The organism is Mycobacterium sp. MMS18-G62, from assembly GCF_053877835.1.
On record NZ_CM132662.1, the window covers coordinates 3,558,986 to 3,575,177 of the forward strand.

Sequence of the window (16,192 nt, forward strand, 5' to 3'; positions counted from 1 at the left end):
TTGGTCCGTCACAGCGTCACCACGGTCGCGGCCGCGGTGCCTGGGGCGCCGTAGAGCTGTGCGAACCCGACGCGTGGCTCACCGGGCACCTGCCTGTCGCCGGCTTCGCCTCTCAGTTGCTTCACCAGTTCGTGGACTTGGCGCAGACCGGAGGCGCCGATCGGCTCGCCATTGGCGATCAACCCGCCGTCGGTGTTGATCGGTAGGGAACCGGTGATCTCGGTCGCGCCGTCTGCGAGCAGCTTCTCCTGTTCGCCGTCGGCACAGAAGCCGCACTCGGCCATGTGGATGATCTCCGCGCCGGCGTCGGTGTCCTGCAGCTGGATGACGTCGACGTCCTCCGGTGCCACACCGGCCTTTTCGAACGCCGACTTCGCGGCATACACCGTCGGTGCCACGTCCTCGTCTACAGGCGCGAACGTCGTGTTCACCTCGTAGGCGCCATAGCGGCGGGTCCGCACCTCGACGGCACGCAGGTACACCGGCTTGGAGGTGTAGCGGTGGGCGATGTCGGCGCGGCACATGACGACCGCGGCCGCACCCTCGTCGGGAGCGCAGAACATGTACTGCGTCAGCGGATAGTTCAGCATCGTCGAGTTGAGGATCTGATCCTCGGGGATAGGCTTGCGCCGGAACGCATTCGGGTTCAGTGCGCCGTTGCGGAAGTTCTTGGCCGCGACCTTGGCCAGCGTCTCTTGTGAGATGCCGTGGTCGTGCAGATAACGATTGGCCTTCATTCCGAAGAATTGGGTGGTCAGGTATTGGCCGTTCTCCGCGTACCACGACGGCATGCCGACCAGGGCCGGGTCCTCGGTGAAGGCGCCGCGGGGATGCTTGTCCAGCCCGACAGCGATACCGATGTCGTAGTCGCCCAGCCGGATTCCGTCGGCGCACGCCTTGGCCGCACTGGCCGCCGTCGCGCAGGCGTTGAACACGTTGGTGAACGGGATGCCGGTCAACCCGACCATGCCGACGATTGCATCGGGGTTGGCCACCGTCCAGCTGCCTCCGGTCGCGAACTGGATGTCCTTCCACTGCACGCCGGCGTCGGCGACTGCCGCGAAAATCGCGTCCACGCCCATCTCCATCGCGGACTTGCCCTCGAACCGTCCGAACGGGTGTATCCCGACGCCGATGATGGCCACGTCATTCATTGGCGGATCCTCTCTAGACCGGTTTGAACGCGAACGTGACGATCTCGTCGCCGTCGTCGTCGGTGGTTAACGGCACCATGGTCAGCTCTACGTCCATACCGAACTGCAGCTTCGCCGGATCGTTCTCGGTGAGTCGGCCCTCGACACGAATGACGTCACCAAGCTGCACAAGGCCGACGCCGAACGGAACGAAGTCCTTTCCCGTGGGGCCCTTGTATGGAGGTCCTGGCGGGAAACCCTGCGTCGTCCACGCGACGAGGGTGCCGCGCCGCGGCAGCAGCACCTCCGACATCTCGCCGACGCTGCACCTCGGACAGCGCTGCTGGACGGGAAACGCCGTCGCACCACACGCACCGCACGTGCTCCCGATGAGCTGAGGGTTGTCATCGGGCCATGTCGAAATGTCGGGCGCGAGCGCCTTCTGCATGCGCGATCCTCCGTAATCGGCCAGAATGGTACACCAACTGTAACTCTTACAGTATCTTGGTCAGCGTGGCGCCGGGTATCGAGCACAAGCCGACCTTCTGCCGGATCTGTGAGCCCCTGTGCGGCATGCTCGCGACCCCGCAGATGTGGAGGCGCTGGCCGGCATGTGATGGCTGACGGGCATACCCGTGGAAGTCGCACGCGTTTAGCAGTCAACCGCTCGCGCCAGGGGGTCAGGCGATGGCGCCGGACTCCTTCAGCGCCTCGATGCGGTCCCAGTCGAGGCCGACCTCCATCAGCACGAGCTCGGTGTGCTCGGACGCCTGCGGGGCGCGCGTGGTCTCGAGTGGCTCGTGGTTGAACTGAACGGGTCCGCGGACAACCTTGAACGGCTTTCCGCCATCGCCCGCCTCGACCTCGACGATCATGTCGTTGGCGATGGCCTGGTCGTCGGTGGTGAGGTCGATGAAGCTCTGGAACGGCGCCCATTGGCCTTTCATCGTCTTGAGGTGCTCGCGCCAGTACTCGAAGGGCTTGCTGCGGATCGACTCTCGAATGAGTTCGGCTGCCGCCGCGGCATTCTCGATGAGGGGAAGCACATCGGAGAACCGTGGGTCGTCAGCCAACTCCGGAAGACCCAGATGCTCGAACGCATCGCGGATATAGCCGGTCGGGCTGACGATGCACAGGTTGATCGTGCCGCCGTCCGACGTTAGGTAGTTGGCCATGAACGGGTTCACACTCGGACCCGTCGCGTCCGGCATCGACGTCCGCATCGTCTCGCCCGTCTCCATGCCCTGGGTGACGCTCGCACCCCCGGCCCACCACGCTGTGCTCAACAGTGAGACGTCGAGCTCGACGGCCTCGCCGGTTCGCTGGCGATGAAACAGGGCCGCCGAGATGCCGCCGGCGATGTTCATGCCGCCGATCGAGTCTCCGAACGCCGGAATGCCTTGCGACAGTGCGCCGCCCAGCTCCTCGGGCGTCAACGCGTGGCCGACGCCGCTGCGCGTCCAGAATGCGGTGCCGTCGAAACCGCCGGTATCTCGTTCGGGACCCTTGTCCCCGTAGGCGCTCCCGCGGGCATAGATGATGTTCGGGTTCACTGCGCGGATGTGTTCGATGTCGAACTTGTTCTTCTGGCGCTGCGCGGGCATGTAGTTGGTCAGGAAGACGTCGGCGGTCTTGGCGATCTCGTAGAGAACTTCCTGCCCGCCCGGTGTCGACACGTCAATGCCGACACTGCGCTTGCCGCGGTTGGGGTGCTCGATCAGCGGGTGCCGGTCGGGATTGAGCTGAAATCCGCCCATGTTGACGAAGCCGCGCTGCGTGTCCCCGCGCACCGGGTGCTCCACCTTGATGACGTCCGCGCCCCAGTCGGCGAGGATCGCCCCGGCCGCAGGAACGAACGTGAATTGCGCAACCTCGAGGACGCGTACGCCCTCCATCACCTTGACCAACTGAGACCTCTCCCGCCTGTTGAAATATCCTACTGTAATGTTTACAGTTGATCGTCCCGCAGTGTCCGATTCTACGAGGTAGCAAGGTGAGCTCCACCGTGAATCGAGTAGAACGGACCGAGACCAGCGTCGACGTAGGCAGGCGGGCAGCCAAACGCGCCGAACCGCGAATGCTTATCGACGGGCAGCTGGTGGAGGCGACATCCGGCGCCCGGTTCGACAACGTCAGCCCTGCGACCGGTCTGGTGCTGGGCGACACCGCCGCCGCCGACCCGCCGGACATGGAACGGGCAATCGCCGCCGCGCGTCGCGCCTTCGACGAATCCGACTGGTCGACCAACCGTGCTCTGCGCAAGCGCTGCCTCGAACAGCTGCAGTCGGCGATCGAATCCGAACAGGACGACCTGCGTGAAGAACTGATCGCCGAGGTCGGCTGCCCCATGATGACGACCCAATCCGCGCAACTCGATTGGCCGTTGGCGGACGCGTTGCGTTACCCATCCCGGCTGATCGACGACTTCGAATGGGAGCGCACGCTCGACGGCGGCGCCTTGTTCGGCGATCGCAATGTACGCACGGTAGTCAAGGAGCCCGTCGGCGTCGTCGCGGCGATCACGCCGTCCAATTTCCCGATCGAGGTGATCCTCAACAAGCTCGGCCCGGCACTGGCGACGGGAAACACCGTGGTGCTCAAACCCGACCCGAACACGCCTTGGAACGCCACGAGACTCGGCCGGCTGATCGCCGAGCACACGGACATCCCTGCCGGTGTGGTCAACGTCGTTCCGACACCGTCCAACGAGGTCGCCGGAATCCTGGGCACGGATCCCCGCGTCGACATGATTTCGTTCACCGGGTCCACAGCCGTCGGAAAGCTGTTGATGCGGCAGGGCGCCGACACGATGAAGCGGATGTTCCTCGAGCTGGGCGGCAAATCGGTGTCGATCGTGCTCGATGACGCGAACCCCGCCCGGATCGTCATGACGGCGGTCGGAGTGTGCGTGCACGCCGGGCAGGCCTGCGCAGCGACCACACGGCTGTTGGTGCACCGGTCGTTGTTCGATGAGGCCGTCGCGAACGTGACCGCGGCTTATCAAGCGGTCCCCGTCGGTGATCCCATCCAGCCGGAAACGCTTGTCGGACCGGTGATCAGCGCCGCCCAGAAGGGCCGCGTGCTGGACGCGATCGACCAGGCCCGCCGCGACGGCGCGACGATCACCACCGGCGGGGGACCGGTCGAGAACGTGGCCGAGCACCTGGCCGGCGGCCACTTCGTGCAGCCGACCGTGGTCGTCGGCGTCGACAACAGCGCCGCGATCGCGCAGCAAGAGGTGTTCGGCCCGGTGCTGATCATGCTCCCGTTCGATGACGACGACGAAGCCGTGCGTATCGCCAACGACAGCGCGTACGGGTTGTCCGGCGCGGTGATGTCGGCGTCGACGGAACGCGGCATGAACATTGCGCGCCGCATCCGTACGGGTTCGTTTGGAGTCAACGGCGGAATGTTCTACGGTGCCGACGCACCGTTCGGCGGCTACAAGAACAGCGGTGTCGGGCGCCAATGCGGCATCGAGGGTTTTCAGCAGTATCTCGAAACCAAGACCATCGGGTGCCGGATGCCCCGACAGAAAGAGGGCTAATGGGGAAGCTAGACAACAAAGTTGCGGTGGTGTCGGGTGCGGCCCGCGGTCAGGGGAGATCGCATGTGGTGAATCTTGCCGCCGAGGGTGCCAGCATTATTGCGCTGGACATCTGCGCCGACCTGGAGGGCAACACCTATCCGCTGGCGAGGCCGGAGGACCTCGACGAGACTGCTCGGCTCGCGGAGAAGGAAGGCGTGCGGGTGCACACGGCCATCGTGGACGTGCGTGAGCGTGGCGCGGTGTGGAAGGCGATCGAAGACGGCGTCAACGAGCTGGGTTGCCTGGACATCGTCGTGGCCAACGCCGGCATCTGTCCGATGGGCAAGGGCCAGACCATTCAGTCGTGGTCGGACACCATCGACACCGATCTGGTCGGTGTTTTCAACGTGATTCAGGCGAGCCTGCCGCACGTGAACGACGGCGCGTCGATCATCGCGACCGGTTCGTTGGCCGCGCAACTAGGCAGCTCGACGACCCAGGGCCCCGGCGGCTCTGCCTACAGCTTCGCCAAGCAGATCGTCGCCCACTACGTCAACGATCTGTCGATCCAGTTGGCCAAGCGCATGATTCGCGTCAACGCGCTGCATCCGACGAATGTGAACACCGACATGCTGCACAACGAAGGCTTGTATCAGGTGTTCCGGCCGGACTTGACGTCGCCGACGCGCGAAGAGGCCGAGGCAGCTTTCCCAGCGATGCAGGCTATGCCGATCCCTTACATCGAGCCGCAGGACGTGTCGAACGCCGTGGTGTTCTTGGCCAGCGACGAGTCACGATTCATCACCGGTACGCAGCTGCGGGTGGACGCAGGCGGATTCGTCAAAGCAAAGCCGTTCAAGGGTTGAGTCCCGCGGCGCCGAACGTGAAGTTATGCGCGAAATTTTGTTGATTTGTCGACAACAAGCTCACGTTCGGCTGAATAGAAGCGGCATGCTCAAGTTGTCGATCGAGACCTCCGTCGCGACATCGAAGGCGCCACTGAGGATTGCATCGACGGATATCGACCCGCGTTCGCGGCGCCTGCGTCGCTGCGGCATCGGACTACCCGACGGGGTCGAACGTCACCGGAATTGCCGTCGGTGACCGGAACGGCTGGCCCCAAATGTGTGGATTGTCGTCGGTGACGAGCTTGATGTTCGTCAACCGGGTCAACAAGCATTCGACGGCAACACGGGTTTCCATCCGCGCAAGGTGAAGGCCCATGCACGTATGCTCGCCGGCGGCGAAAGAGATGTGCGGCAGCCGTTTCCGGAAGATATCGAACTGCTCCGAACGCTCCCACCGCTTCTCGTCATGGTTGGCCGAACCGATGCACACGTCGATCACCGCGCCCTTGGGAATGCTCACGCCCTCGACCTCGACGTCCTCCATGGCGTACCGGTGCACCGTGGTCAACGGCGTCTCGAACCGCAGGCCCTCCTCGATGGCCGCCGGTATGAGGTCATGATCGGCGTGTACCGCCTGGAACTGTTCGGGATGGGTGAGCAACAAATACAGCAGGTTTCCCGACGAGCGGTACGTGGTTTCCAGACCGGCGGGCAGCAACAGCCGCAGGAACGAAAAGATGGCTTCGTCGCTGAGCTTTTCGCCGTCGATCTCCGCCGTCACCAAATCGCCGATGATGTCCTCGGTCGGCTTCGACCGCCGCTTGTCGATCTGGTCGAGGAAGTAGTCCTTCAAAGCCGCGGACGCCTCGAAGGCGCGCTTGTACTTGACGGTGTAGCTGATCAATTCGACTGCGCGCTTGCGGAACCATGGCAGGTCCTCTTCGGGCAGGCCCAACAGTTTCGAGATGACACGGGTCGGAAACTCGAATGTGAAGTCGCGCACCAGATCGGCCTCGCCGTTGCCGATGAACTCGTCGATCAGCGAGTTGACGACGGGACGGACGATTTCGGGTTCCCATCGCAGCAATGACTTCGACTTGAACGCCGCGGACACGAGATTGCGGTGTTCCCAATGCTTTTTGCCTTCCATTGCGAGAATGGTCGGCCCGATGAACAGTCCGATGGTGCTGTCATAGATGTGGGAGTTGAACACCTTGCCGTCGCGGAACACCCGGTTGACGGCGTCGAAAGACACCGCGGCGTAGAGGTGCTCAGGAATCATCGATTCGGGTGTCTTGGACCAATCCATGACGCTGCCCTTGAAGACACCAGACTCTTTGCGCTTCTGCGCAAAGAGCGGGTAGGGGTCACGAAGGAGGTCGAAGCTTTCGTCGACCGTGACGTCCTGCACGGGGCTTTCCACCGCTGATCTCCCGCATCGTCGAATGGACAGGCATCCTGCTATAGGTACTGTAAATATTACAGTATAGGAATACGATCCGGTATCTACAGCTCAATCGGTGTTCCGGCCGTCATCGAGCAGATGAAGCCGCCGTCGACGTGAATGTCCTGCCCGGTGATCCAGCGGGCCTGCGGCGAACCGAGGAATTCGATGACCGGGACGACATCGTCGACGGTCGCGTGCCGGCCGACCGTGGATCGGCACATGTCGAGAACGTCTTTGCCCATGGTCTGCTCGAAGTCGGACAGAATCGGGGTCTCCACGGGGCCCGGGCTCACGGTGTTGATGCGCACCCCGTACTTCGTCCACGCCGGGCCGGCGAGACGCCTGCTGTACAGGATCACCGCCTGCTTGGACGTGGTGTAGACCGGATAGTTCGGGTCCTGCGCCGCCTGCCATTGCTCGACGGCGTCGGCGTCGGTGAGCTCGAGCAGGCCGGAAAGGATGTCGATGCGCTGGTCCCAGCCAAGCGCGGCCGTCGACGCTACGGCGACGACCGAACCGCCCTGGCGCAGCAGCGGCAGCATGCCTTCGGTCATCAGTCGCATGCCGAGGTAGTTCACCTTCAGCACGTCGGCTGCGGGCGCCGTGCCAGGGATGCCCGCGACGTGTGCCAGCATGTCCCAGCCAGGACCGATCTGATCCACCAATGCGTTGATACTGGCCGCATCTCGCAGGTCGCACTGTGCGTATTCCGATGCGGGCGTCTCGTGCGCGCGCACGTCGACCGCCAACACGTGGTCACCGCGGCTATGGAAGTGCGCGGCGACGGCCGCGCCGATGCCCGATCCCGCGCCGACCACCACAATCCTGCGTCGTCCGCCACTCATGGACACCCGTTCCTTCCCGCCACGTTGTGCTGCCGGCGTATCATCGAATGGCCGACTGTAAGGACGACAGTAAACAATTCTGGTCCGCCAGACAATGAGCACGGGACGGTCGATGAGCACAACGCACGAGCGGGTCGAGAGCACGGTCGACGGTCAGCGGGACGCCATGCGCGCGGCTCTCGAGCGCCAACGGCACGCGTTTGTCGCCGATGGTCCACCCAGTGTGGCCGCGCGGCGCAACCGGATCGACCGACTGGTCGCGCTCGTGTTGGACAACGCCGACGAATTCGTCGAGGCCATGGCCGCTGACTACGGCACGCGTCCGAAAACCGGCATGCTGTTCACCGAGATCCTGGGCATGATTTCGGTGATCGAGCACACCAGATCGCATGTGCCGCAGTGGATGCGGGCCACCAAACTCATGCGCGCCGCGCGGCTGTTCGGCCTGAGGGCCGAGGTCCAGCCGTCACCGTTGGGCGTCGTCGGGATCATCGGCCCGTGGAACTTCCCACTCAATCTCGTCGTGCTGCCCGCCTCGGCGGCTTTCGCAGCGGGCAATCGGGTGATGATCAAGATGTCGGAGGTCACCCCGAACACCGCGGAGCTGCTGAAGTCCACCGCGCCGAAGTACTTCGACTCGACCGAACTCGACGTCATCACCGGCGGACCCGATGTCGCGGCCGCATTCTCCGCGCTGCCCTTCGACCACTTGTTCTTCACCGGTTCACCGTCGGTCGGCGCACTGGTGCAACAGGCCGCCGCGCAGAACCTCGTGCCGGTGACGCTGGAATTGGGCGGAAAGAATCCCGTCGTCGTCTCGCGCGACGCGGATCTCGAGCGGTCGGCGGCCCGAGTCGCTCAGGCACGCATGATCAACGGCGGACAGGTATGCATCTGTCCCGACTACGTTTTCGTGCCCGACGACCGAGTCGACGCGTTCGTCGATGCGGCTCGGAATACGTGGCGGGCGATGTTCCCGTCAATCCTCGACAACGACGACTACTGCTCCTCGGTCAACCACGCCAACTTCGACAGGGTCGTGGGTTTGGTCGACGATGCCGCGGCCAAGGGGGCCCGCGTCGAGGCCGTCACTCCGGCCGGGGAGTCGCTGCCCGATCGCGGCGCCCGAAAGATCGCGCCCACCATCGTGCGCGGCGTCGACGAACGAATGAGAATCGCCGACGAGGAGATCTTCGGCCCCGTCCTGGTGGTCAGGCCGTACTCACAATTGTCGGACGCCGTCGACTTCATCAACGGCCGACCCGCGCCGCTCGTGGCGTACTGGTACGGCCCCGACAACGACGAGTTCCGGCAGTTCGTCAGCAATACGCGTAGCGGGGGAGTGGCGCGCAATGACTTTGGCGCCCAGATGATTCCGTCGGCCGCTCCATTCGGAGGCGTCGGCCGCAGCGGCATGGGTGCTTACCACGGCAAGGCCGGATTCGACGCGTTCAGTCATTACCGGACCGTGGTCGGCACGGATCTACCCTTTTCCATCACCGGTCGGGCGGCCCCGCCGTTCAGCGGTTCGATGAAAGCCGGCGTCGATGTTGCGCTACGGATGGCGCGCAGCCGCACGCGACGCCGGCTCAAGCGCCGCCGCTGATGGCCTGTTCGCGCGCCCACCGATAGTCGGCCTTACCCGCGGGGCTGCGCTCGATGACCGGCCTGAACACAATCGCCTTCGGAATCTTGTAGCGGGCGATGGAGCCCGCGGCGTGGTCGATCAATTCCTGCGCCTCGACGATCGCGCCGTCGACGAGCGCGACGATCGCTACGACTTCCTGGCCCCACCGTTCACTCGGCCGGCCCGAGACCACCACGTCGGCGACCGCGGGATGCGACGCGATCGCTGTCTCGACCTCCTCGGCGAAGATCTTCTCACCGCCGGAGTTGATGGTCACCGAGTCGCGGCCAAGCAGTTCGATTGAACCGTCGGCGAGGTGGCGTGCGCGATCACCGGGGACTGAGTAGCGCACGCCGTCGATGACCGGGAAGGTCGCCGCGGTTTTGGCCGCGTCTCCCTTGTAGCCCAAGGGCACATAGCCCCGCTGCGCGAGCCAACCGATTCCGTCGTGACCCGGTTCGAGGATTGTGCTGAGATCCTCGCTCGCCACAAACGTGTCCGGGCCGGCGTTGAACGTTCCGGTCGACACCGCGCCCGGCGCCGACATATGAGTCATCTGCGCACCGGTCTCCGAAGAGCCGACGCCGTCGACGACGATCAAGCCGGGCTTGACGTCGATGAGCCGCTGTTTGGCGGTCGGGGTCAGCAGCGCCCCGCCGTTGGCCACCACTGCCAGCGACGAGAGGTCGGCCGTGCCGCGTTCGATGGCTTCTGCGAGTGGTCGCGCCATCGCGTCACCGACGACGGTCACGGCCATCACGTTCTCGCGCTCGATCGTGCGGACCACTTCGTCGGCGTCGAATCGGTCGGTGACCGTGGAGAACACCACCGTCTGACCGGTCGTCATCGCCGTCATGACCGCCCACTGCGCAGCCCCGTGCATCAGCGGGGGCAGGATCATGAGCCGCGATTCCGGTGCCTCCACAACCCGTTTGGCGATGTCCTCGTAGGAGTTGGCCAGCTCGCCGGTGTAGAGGCTGCGGCCGCCGAACGACGTCATGAAGATGTCGTGCTGACGCCACAGCACACCTTTCGGCATGCCCGTCGTGCCGCCGGTGTACAGCACATACAGATCGTCGGGTGACGGCTCCTCCGGCGGCAGCACGGCAACGCCCGACCGGACGATCGATTCGTAGTCCACAGCGCCGTGGACCAGATCGTTGCCCGATCCGTCCGCGATCTGGATCAGCACGCGAAGGTGTGGCAGCTGGGGCAGCACGTCGGCGACCCGCGGCGCGAACGTCGCGTGGTAGATCAGCGCGGTGGCACCCGAGTCGGCGAGCAGATAGTGCAGTTCGTTCTTGACGTAGCGATAGTTGACGTTGAACGGCGCTACCCGGGCCCGCCAGGAGCCCAGCATCGCTTCGACGTACTCGGGTCCGTTGTGGGCATAGATGCCCAGCAGGTCCTGGCCGACTTCGTGACCGCCGAGCACCGAACGCTCGGTCTTGGCGCCCAATCCTCGGGAATGCAGGTATGCCGCGAGACGGTTGGCGCGCTCGACGGTCTGCGCGTATGTGTAGCGGCGGTTGCCCTGGACGATGAATTCTCGATCGCCGATCGCGGCGGTGACGATATCGGCGGCGGCCGGGACGGTGAATTGTGTTGCGGAGTCGGACGCCGCGGACGTCACGAGCGAATCAGACATCGTGCCTCTCAGGGCTGGTGCGGGAGCAGCTTGATCATCAGACCATTGGCCTCGGATAGTACGTTGCCGTCCGAGTCGGTCATCGTCGCCCTGACAAACGCCTTTCGTCCGTCGACGGACTCTATCCACGCCCGCGCCGCCAACGGCTCATCGGTGGGCGTGACCTGACGGTAGTCCACATGCAGATAAGCGGTCCTGCTGTCGGGACGACCCGCCGCGGAAACGACCATGCCGAAGTGCCAGTCGTAAAACAGCGGAATCACCCCGCCGTGGACTGCGCCGTTTCCGCCGACGTGGAAGCGGCTGAAGTGGCCCTGCATCGTGACCTCGTCGGATCCCGACTCCAGGATCCGCCACGGCGGCACCAGGGGATGACCAAGCCCGGGCAGGTGACGGGCACGCCCGGCCGGCGCCACGCCCGCCGGTGCCTTGTGCTCCTCCAGACGCGCGCAGACGCCCTCGATGACCTCGGCCGTGTCGTCCCACAGCGCGGCGTCGGGGTTCGTCGACACCACGATGTCCTGCAGCCGCCGCACAGCGGCCATGCATCGAGCCATCTCCGGTGGTGCCTCGACGGGGTCGACCCTTGCGAATTCGCGAATTTCGTTGTCGGTGTCGGTCACTTCCACGCCTTGATGAGTTCGTCGGTTGTCGTGATCGTCGCCAACAACGACAGCGTGTTGTCGATGATCGAAGTGGCGTACTCGGTGGGGATGCCGGCAACCGCGTCCCGCGGAACCACCACGCGGTACGCCATGTTGACGGCGTCCATGACGAGGTTGGTGATCGCCACGTTGACCGACACGCCGACAGCGACGATGGTCGAGACGCCGAGGTTGCGCAGGGTGGCGTCGAGGTCGGTGCCACCCATCGGCCCGATGCCGTGTGACCGGCGAAGCACGACATCGGTTGGCGCAGGGCCGAGTTCGGGCAGGAGCTCCGCGCCCTCAGTGCCCGGCTCGATGGCGACGTTTGAACCGATGGCGAAGATCTTTGCGTTGTGGTTGCCGCCGAGGCCGTCGGCTCGCCGTTGCACGAGGCAGTGCACGACCTTGACACCGGCATCGCGCGCCGCGGGCAACAATCGCTCGATGTTGGGCACGGCTTCACGGCGCGCCTCCTCGGCCAGCACCGCGAGCCCGGCGTTGGGCCCGACGACCGCGCCCTGACACTCCTGTGTGACGATCGCGGTGTGTGCTGGCGCCGCGAGGTCGGCGAGGTTCATTTTCATACCGATGCAGGAACTTCGTAGAACTGCGTAGCCCATTTCCTCAGCGCCATATAGGGTTTCGCATCGATCTTCGCCAGCGGCGGATTCTCGACGTACTCCTGGTAGCGCCAGATGTCCAAGTCTTCCCATACGGTGCGCAGGAACTGCTTCTCGACGTGTTCGCGCACCTTGTCGGGTGGCACGGCGGAGGTCTCCCCGTCGATCTTGGGCCACCAAATCGAGTAGAACATCGTCGAAAGCCCGTCCTCTACAGGGGTCACGGCGAAGATCAGCCGGTGATTCGACGATCCCTCGAACACGCTGATCGCACCCCCGAGACCGAACATGTGGCTGTGGATGTGCAGCGCCATCTTGTCCGGGTCGTCGCTGCGCGCATCCGGCCAGCCCGTGAGGAACTGCCATTGTTGGTCGACGATCCGCCACTCCAGGTTCACCGGCGTCACCGTGGCTCCGTGCACATAGTGAAAGTGAGAGCTGTCGGGGCCGTTCTCCGCCACGATCTGCGGGTGCACCGGTTCGTTCTCGGTCCTGCGTGAAAACTCCGGGTACGGACGGTAATACGCCGATGGGTCAGTCTCGAACTGCGGAAACGATGTGAAGATGTCCGGCATCTCCCACTGGGGCTCTTTGCCCTGGGGTTGATGCCAGACGAATACGCAGCCGTGCTGCTCCATGACCGGGAACACCCGAAGCTTGAGCGCCTTGTTGGGCCTGTCCGGCTGGTACGGGATATAGCGGTTGGTCCCGTCGGGTCCCCACCGCCACCCGTGGAACGGGCACTCGACACAGTCGCCGACCACTTTGCCCCCATGGCCGATATGGGCGCCGAGATGTCGGCAGTGGCCTGACAGCACATGTAGATCGCCCGAGTCGTCGCGGTAGGCGACGAGGTCCTCACCGAAGTACCGAAGGGGACGGACATCGCCCTGTGGAAACTCGGCCGACCAGCCGACCATGAACCAGCCGGTGACCTTCCAGGTAAACGGGACTTTCACGCCAGCCGCCTCTTGAGTCGATGGATACTAAATCGATTACAGTATAGATTTCCGCAAAGGGCAAGATCGAGAAGCGCGGACGGTGGTGACCAGGGCCGTCGAGTAGATGCGCCGCAGTACGTCTGTCGCGAAACAGGCTGTCGGTCAGCAAATTTGAACACGACCACTGATCCGCCCTTGATTTTCCGTAAACCTACGGTAGCGTAGGTTACGCAGCCGTAGGTAAGAGACTAGAAGCCCCGGGAGAGTCTCGATGACGACCACCCAACAGGCACTACTCATAGAGCTGGAACCGGTGGTGGAGGAGAACCTCAACCGCCACCTCGCGAAGGCGAAGCCCTGGAATCCCCATGACTACGTTCCCTGGAGCCGTGGGCGCGACTTCGCTTTCTTGGGCGGTCAGGACTGGACTCCAGCGGATTCCCAGCTCGACGAGGTTTCCAAAGCCGCCATGATCGTGAACCTTCTGACCGAGGACAACCTGCCGTCCTACCACCGCGAAATCGCGACGCGTTTCGGGCGTGATGGCGCCTGGGGCCAGTGGGTCGGTCAGTGGACGGCCGAGGAGGGGCGTCACGCCATCGCGATCCGCGACTATCTTCTCGTTACCCGCGGCGTCGATCCCGAAGCTCTTGAGCGCGGTCGCATGCTGCATATGGCGGCCGGCTACGACTCGGGCGACAAATCGCCGATAGAGGCCTTGGCGTACGTGTCCTTTCAGGAACTGGCGACGCGGATCAGCCACCGCAACACCGGCCGGGCATCTGGATGTCCTATCGCGGAACAACTCCTGACGCGAATTGCGACCGATGAGAACCTGCACATGGTCTTCTACCGGAACCTGGTGGACGCTGCGCTTGACATTGCGCCGAACGCGACAATGCAGGCGATCGCGCGCGAAGTGATCAACTTCCAGATGCCGGGTAGCACGATGCCGGGGTTCGCGGAGAATGCTATTGCGATCGCCAAGGCCGGCATCTACGACCTGCGTTCGCATTTGGACGATGTCGTGCGTCCGGTGTTGCGATTCTGGGGAGTTTTCGAGCGCGAGGATTTCGACGGTGAAGGAGTTCGCGCGCGAGACGAACTGGCGGCATTTCTCGATCTGGTGGAGGAAAAGGCCTCCTACTACGACCAGCGTCGCGAAGAACGACTGGTTACCTCGGCACGGTAGAGCAAGGTAGATTTCGCGATCGCTCCCGGCCTGGCCCTGATACTGTAATCGTTACAGTATCAGGTTCTAGCCGAAGAACGTGAGGTGCCGACTTGTGACCATGCCTACTCGCTTCGACGCGATCGTGATTGGCGCCGGATTCTCCGGCCTCTACGCGCTGCACCGGCTTCGCGAACTCGGCGTCCGGACGCGCGTGCTGGAGATGGCCGAAAACGTCGGCGGGACATGGCTGTTCAACCGGTATCCCGGTGCGCGGTGCGACATCGAGAGCATCGAGTACTCCTACAGTTTCTCCGACGAGATCCAGCAGGAGTGGGTGTGGACCGAGACGATGCCGACCCAGCCCGAGATCGAGGCCTACCTCAACTTCGTCGCCGACCGGCTCGACCTGCGCCGCGACATCTCGTTCAACACCGAGGTCGTCGCGATGACCTTCGACGAGGACGCAGGCGAATGGCTGGTCGAGACCTGGGCCGGGGAGACGTTCGTCGCTCCGTTCGTGGTTGCGGCGGCCGGAATTCTTTCGGTGCCCCTCGAACCTCAAATACCGGGAATGGATTCGTTTGCGGGGCCGTCCCTCTACACGAGCTGCTGGCCGAAGGAGGATGTTGAGCTCACCGGCAAGCGGGTAGGGGTCATCGGCACCGGTTCGACAGGCGTGCAACTGATTCCGGTCGTGGCGCGGCAAGCCGCACATTTGACGGTGTTTCAGCGCTCGCCGGCCTATACGCTGCCGTGGCAGGTGCGGCCGTTCGAACCGGGCGAGCTCGACCAGATGAAGTCAAGGTACGACGAGATCCGTGCGGCGCAGCGCCAGCACCCGGTCGGCGCGGCGCGGCTCAGCGCCTTCTCCGTGTTGCTTGAGATGCTCGCCAAGCCGCCTCTAAAGACGGCCACGCGCGAGGAGCAGTTGCGGGCCATCGACGAGAACGGCGTCATCGGGGCGCTTAGCTGGGGTGACATCTTCTTCGATATCGAGGCCAACCAAATGGCGGCTCAGCTCTACGGCGAGGCCGTGGCCCGCGTCGTCGAGGATCCGGAAACCGCGGCGTCCCTGGTGCCAAGTCATCCATTCGGCTGTAAGCGCCCAATCATCGACCAGGGCTACTACGAGACGTTCAACCGCCACAACGTGACCCTGGTCGACCTGCGCAAGGGGCCGATTCGCGAGGTGACCGCCACCGGCATCAATACCGAGCAGGGGTTGTACGAGCTCGACGTGATCATCTATGCCACCGGTTTCGACGCGATGACGGGCGCGCTGACGCGCATGGACATACGCGGGCGCAACGGCATGTCACTGCGTGAGTTCTGGGCGTCGGAGGGTCCGTACTCGTACCTCGGCCTGGCCGTCGCGGGATTTCCTAACCTATTCATCGTCCAGGCACCCGGAAGCCCTTCGGCGGCAACCAATTTCGTCGCCGCCCTCGAGCAGCACGTGGAATGGATCGGCGACTGCATCGCGTATCTGCGCGCCCATGACTACCAAACAATCGAAGCGCTGCCCGACGCCCAGCGCGAGTGGATCGAACACACGACGTCCTTGGTGGCGCCGACCGTACTCGTCCACCCGACCTGCAATTCCTGGTACAACGGGGGAAATGTTCCCGGCAAGAAACGGATGTACATGGGCTACACGGCGGGGATTCCGGAATACCGTCGGCGGTGTGACGAGATTGCGGCGGCCGGATATACGGGCTTCAAGCTCGCGTAGC

General features: G+C 64.1%; 14 protein-coding genes and 1 pseudogene. 5 read left to right on the plus strand and 10 right to left on the minus strand.

The genetic code is table 11. From position 1 onward, the window contains the following. Positions 1 to 8: 8 nt before the first annotated feature. The 3 genes from ACWW36_RS17725 to ACWW36_RS17735 all read right to left on the minus strand — a co-directional run bounded on the left by ACWW36_RS17725 (position 9) and on the right by ACWW36_RS17735 (position 3,028). A complete protein-coding gene (locus tag ACWW36_RS17725; protein ID WP_456137299.1) occupies positions 9 to 1,154 on the minus strand; it encodes a thiolase family protein in 1,146 nt (381 codons plus the stop codon). A 13-nt stretch (positions 1,155 to 1,167) separates the two neighbouring features. Further along, positions 1,168 to 1,581: a Zn-ribbon domain-containing OB-fold protein gene (locus ACWW36_RS17730; protein ID WP_456137300.1), complete on the minus strand. Its 414-nt coding sequence runs from the start codon at positions 1,579 to 1,581 to the stop codon at positions 1,168 to 1,170. Positions 1,582 to 1,813: 232 nt separating this feature from the next. Beyond that, positions 1,814 to 3,028: a CaiB/BaiF CoA transferase family protein gene (locus ACWW36_RS17735; protein WP_456137301.1), complete on the minus strand. Its 1,215-nt coding sequence runs from the start codon at positions 3,026 to 3,028 to the stop codon at positions 1,814 to 1,816. Between the two features lie 182 nt (positions 3,029 to 3,210). On the opposite strand from ACWW36_RS17735, the gene ACWW36_RS17740 reads away from it, so the two are divergent. Together ACWW36_RS17740 and ACWW36_RS17745 are read left to right on the plus strand one after the other, a co-directional pair. Beyond that, positions 3,211 to 4,680 carry an aldehyde dehydrogenase family protein gene (locus ACWW36_RS17740; protein ID WP_456142532.1) on the plus strand — a complete coding sequence of 490 codons (1,470 nt, stop codon included), beginning with the start codon at positions 3,211 to 3,213 and terminating at the stop codon, positions 4,678 to 4,680. Next, on the plus strand, positions 4,680 to 5,528 hold the full coding sequence (locus ACWW36_RS17745) for a mycofactocin-coupled SDR family oxidoreductase (protein WP_456137302.1): 849 nt from the start codon (positions 4,680 to 4,682) through the stop codon (positions 5,526 to 5,528). Before ACWW36_RS17740 ends, ACWW36_RS17745 begins: the two co-directional genes overlap by 1 nt. 75 nt (positions 5,529 to 5,603) lie before the next feature. On the opposite strand, the pseudogene ACWW36_RS17750 reads toward ACWW36_RS17745, so the two are convergent. From ACWW36_RS17750 to ACWW36_RS17760, 3 genes and pseudogenes are all read right to left on the minus strand, one after another. Then, positions 5,604 to 5,720, minus strand: a pseudogene (locus tag ACWW36_RS17750) (TetR/AcrR family transcriptional regulator); the annotation flags it as partial. Between the two features lie 4 nt (positions 5,721 to 5,724). Continuing rightward, on the minus strand, positions 5,725 to 6,933 hold the full coding sequence (locus ACWW36_RS17755) for a cytochrome P450 (protein ID WP_456137303.1): 1,209 nt from the start codon (positions 6,931 to 6,933) through the stop codon (positions 5,725 to 5,727). Between the two features lie 83 nt (positions 6,934 to 7,016). Continuing rightward, a complete protein-coding gene (locus tag ACWW36_RS17760) occupies positions 7,017 to 7,802 on the minus strand; it encodes a coniferyl-alcohol dehydrogenase (RefSeq protein WP_456137304.1) in 786 nt (261 codons plus the stop codon). Between the two features lie 112 nt (positions 7,803 to 7,914). Between ACWW36_RS17760 and ACWW36_RS17765 the strand changes: the two genes are divergently transcribed. Continuing rightward, positions 7,915 to 9,408: a coniferyl aldehyde dehydrogenase gene (locus ACWW36_RS17765; protein WP_456137305.1), complete on the plus strand. Its 1,494-nt coding sequence runs from the start codon at positions 7,915 to 7,917 to the stop codon at positions 9,406 to 9,408. Here the strand turns inward: ACWW36_RS17765 and ACWW36_RS17770 are convergent. Genes ACWW36_RS17770 through ACWW36_RS17785 form a run of 4 tightly spaced genes read right to left on the minus strand, consistent with a single transcriptional unit; the run spans position 9,392 to position 13,303 of the window. Beyond that, positions 9,392 to 11,077: an acyl-CoA synthetase gene (locus tag ACWW36_RS17770; RefSeq protein ID WP_456137306.1), complete on the minus strand. Its 1,686-nt coding sequence runs from the start codon at positions 11,075 to 11,077 to the stop codon at positions 9,392 to 9,394. The genes ACWW36_RS17765 and ACWW36_RS17770 overlap by 17 nt on opposite strands. 8 nt (positions 11,078 to 11,085) lie before the next feature. Beyond that, complete coding sequence (locus tag ACWW36_RS17775; protein WP_456137307.1) at positions 11,086 to 11,700, minus strand: PaaI family thioesterase; 615 nt, start codon at positions 11,698 to 11,700, stop codon at positions 11,086 to 11,088. After that, positions 11,697 to 12,308, minus strand: a complete 612-nt coding sequence (locus ACWW36_RS17780) for a cysteine hydrolase (protein ID WP_456137308.1) — start codon at positions 12,306 to 12,308, stop codon at positions 11,697 to 11,699. Before ACWW36_RS17780 ends, ACWW36_RS17775 begins: the two co-directional genes overlap by 4 nt. Continuing rightward, entirely contained in the window at positions 12,305 to 13,303 is a 999-nt protein-coding gene (locus ACWW36_RS17785) for an aromatic ring-hydroxylating oxygenase subunit alpha (protein WP_456137309.1), read from the minus strand. The genes ACWW36_RS17780 and ACWW36_RS17785 overlap by 4 nt, the downstream gene beginning before the upstream one ends. 253 nt (positions 13,304 to 13,556) lie before the next feature. Between ACWW36_RS17785 and ACWW36_RS17790 the strand changes: the two genes are divergently transcribed. Continuing rightward, on the plus strand, positions 13,557 to 14,477 hold the full coding sequence (locus ACWW36_RS17790; protein ID WP_456137310.1) for an acyl-ACP desaturase: 921 nt from the start codon (positions 13,557 to 13,559) through the stop codon (positions 14,475 to 14,477). A gap of 100 nt (positions 14,478 to 14,577) precedes the next feature. Further along, a complete protein-coding gene (locus tag ACWW36_RS17795) occupies positions 14,578 to 16,191 on the plus strand; it encodes a flavin-containing monooxygenase (protein WP_456142533.1) in 1,614 nt (537 codons plus the stop codon). Position 16,192: the final 1 nt, after the last annotated feature.

What these genes read in the sequence shown, in the direction of transcription:
- ACWW36_RS17780 (WP_456137308.1), bottom strand. Translation starts at nt 12,308, where the DNA reads ATGAAAATGAACCTCGCCGACCTCGCGGCGCCAGCACACACCGCGATC.
- ACWW36_RS17765 (WP_456137305.1), top strand. Translation starts at nt 7,915, where the DNA reads ATGAGCACAACGCACGAGCGGGTCGAGAGCACGGTCGACGGTCAGCGG.
- ACWW36_RS17770 (WP_456137306.1), bottom strand. Translation starts at nt 11,077, where the DNA reads ATGTCTGATTCGCTCGTGACGTCCGCGGCGTCCGACTCCGCAACACAA.
- ACWW36_RS17795 (WP_456142533.1), top strand. Translation starts at nt 14,578, where the DNA reads ATGCCTACTCGCTTCGACGCGATCGTGATTGGCGCCGGATTCTCCGGC.
- ACWW36_RS17790 (WP_456137310.1), top strand. Translation starts at nt 13,557, where the DNA reads ATGACGACCACCCAACAGGCACTACTCATAGAGCTGGAACCGGTGGTG.
- ACWW36_RS17735 (WP_456137301.1), bottom strand. Translation starts at nt 3,028, where the DNA reads ATGGAGGGCGTACGCGTCCTCGAGGTTGCGCAATTCACGTTCGTTCCT.
- ACWW36_RS17745 (WP_456137302.1), top strand. Translation starts at nt 4,680, where the DNA reads ATGGGGAAGCTAGACAACAAAGTTGCGGTGGTGTCGGGTGCGGCCCGC.
- ACWW36_RS17725 (WP_456137299.1), bottom strand. Translation starts at nt 1,154, where the DNA reads ATGAATGACGTGGCCATCATCGGCGTCGGGATACACCCGTTCGGACGG.
- ACWW36_RS17730 (WP_456137300.1), bottom strand. Translation starts at nt 1,581, where the DNA reads ATGCAGAAGGCGCTCGCGCCCGACATTTCGACATGGCCCGATGACAAC.
- ACWW36_RS17740 (WP_456142532.1), top strand. Translation starts at nt 3,211, where the DNA reads ATGCTTATCGACGGGCAGCTGGTGGAGGCGACATCCGGCGCCCGGTTC.
- ACWW36_RS17760 (WP_456137304.1), bottom strand. Translation starts at nt 7,802, where the DNA reads ATGAGTGGCGGACGACGCAGGATTGTGGTGGTCGGCGCGGGATCGGGC.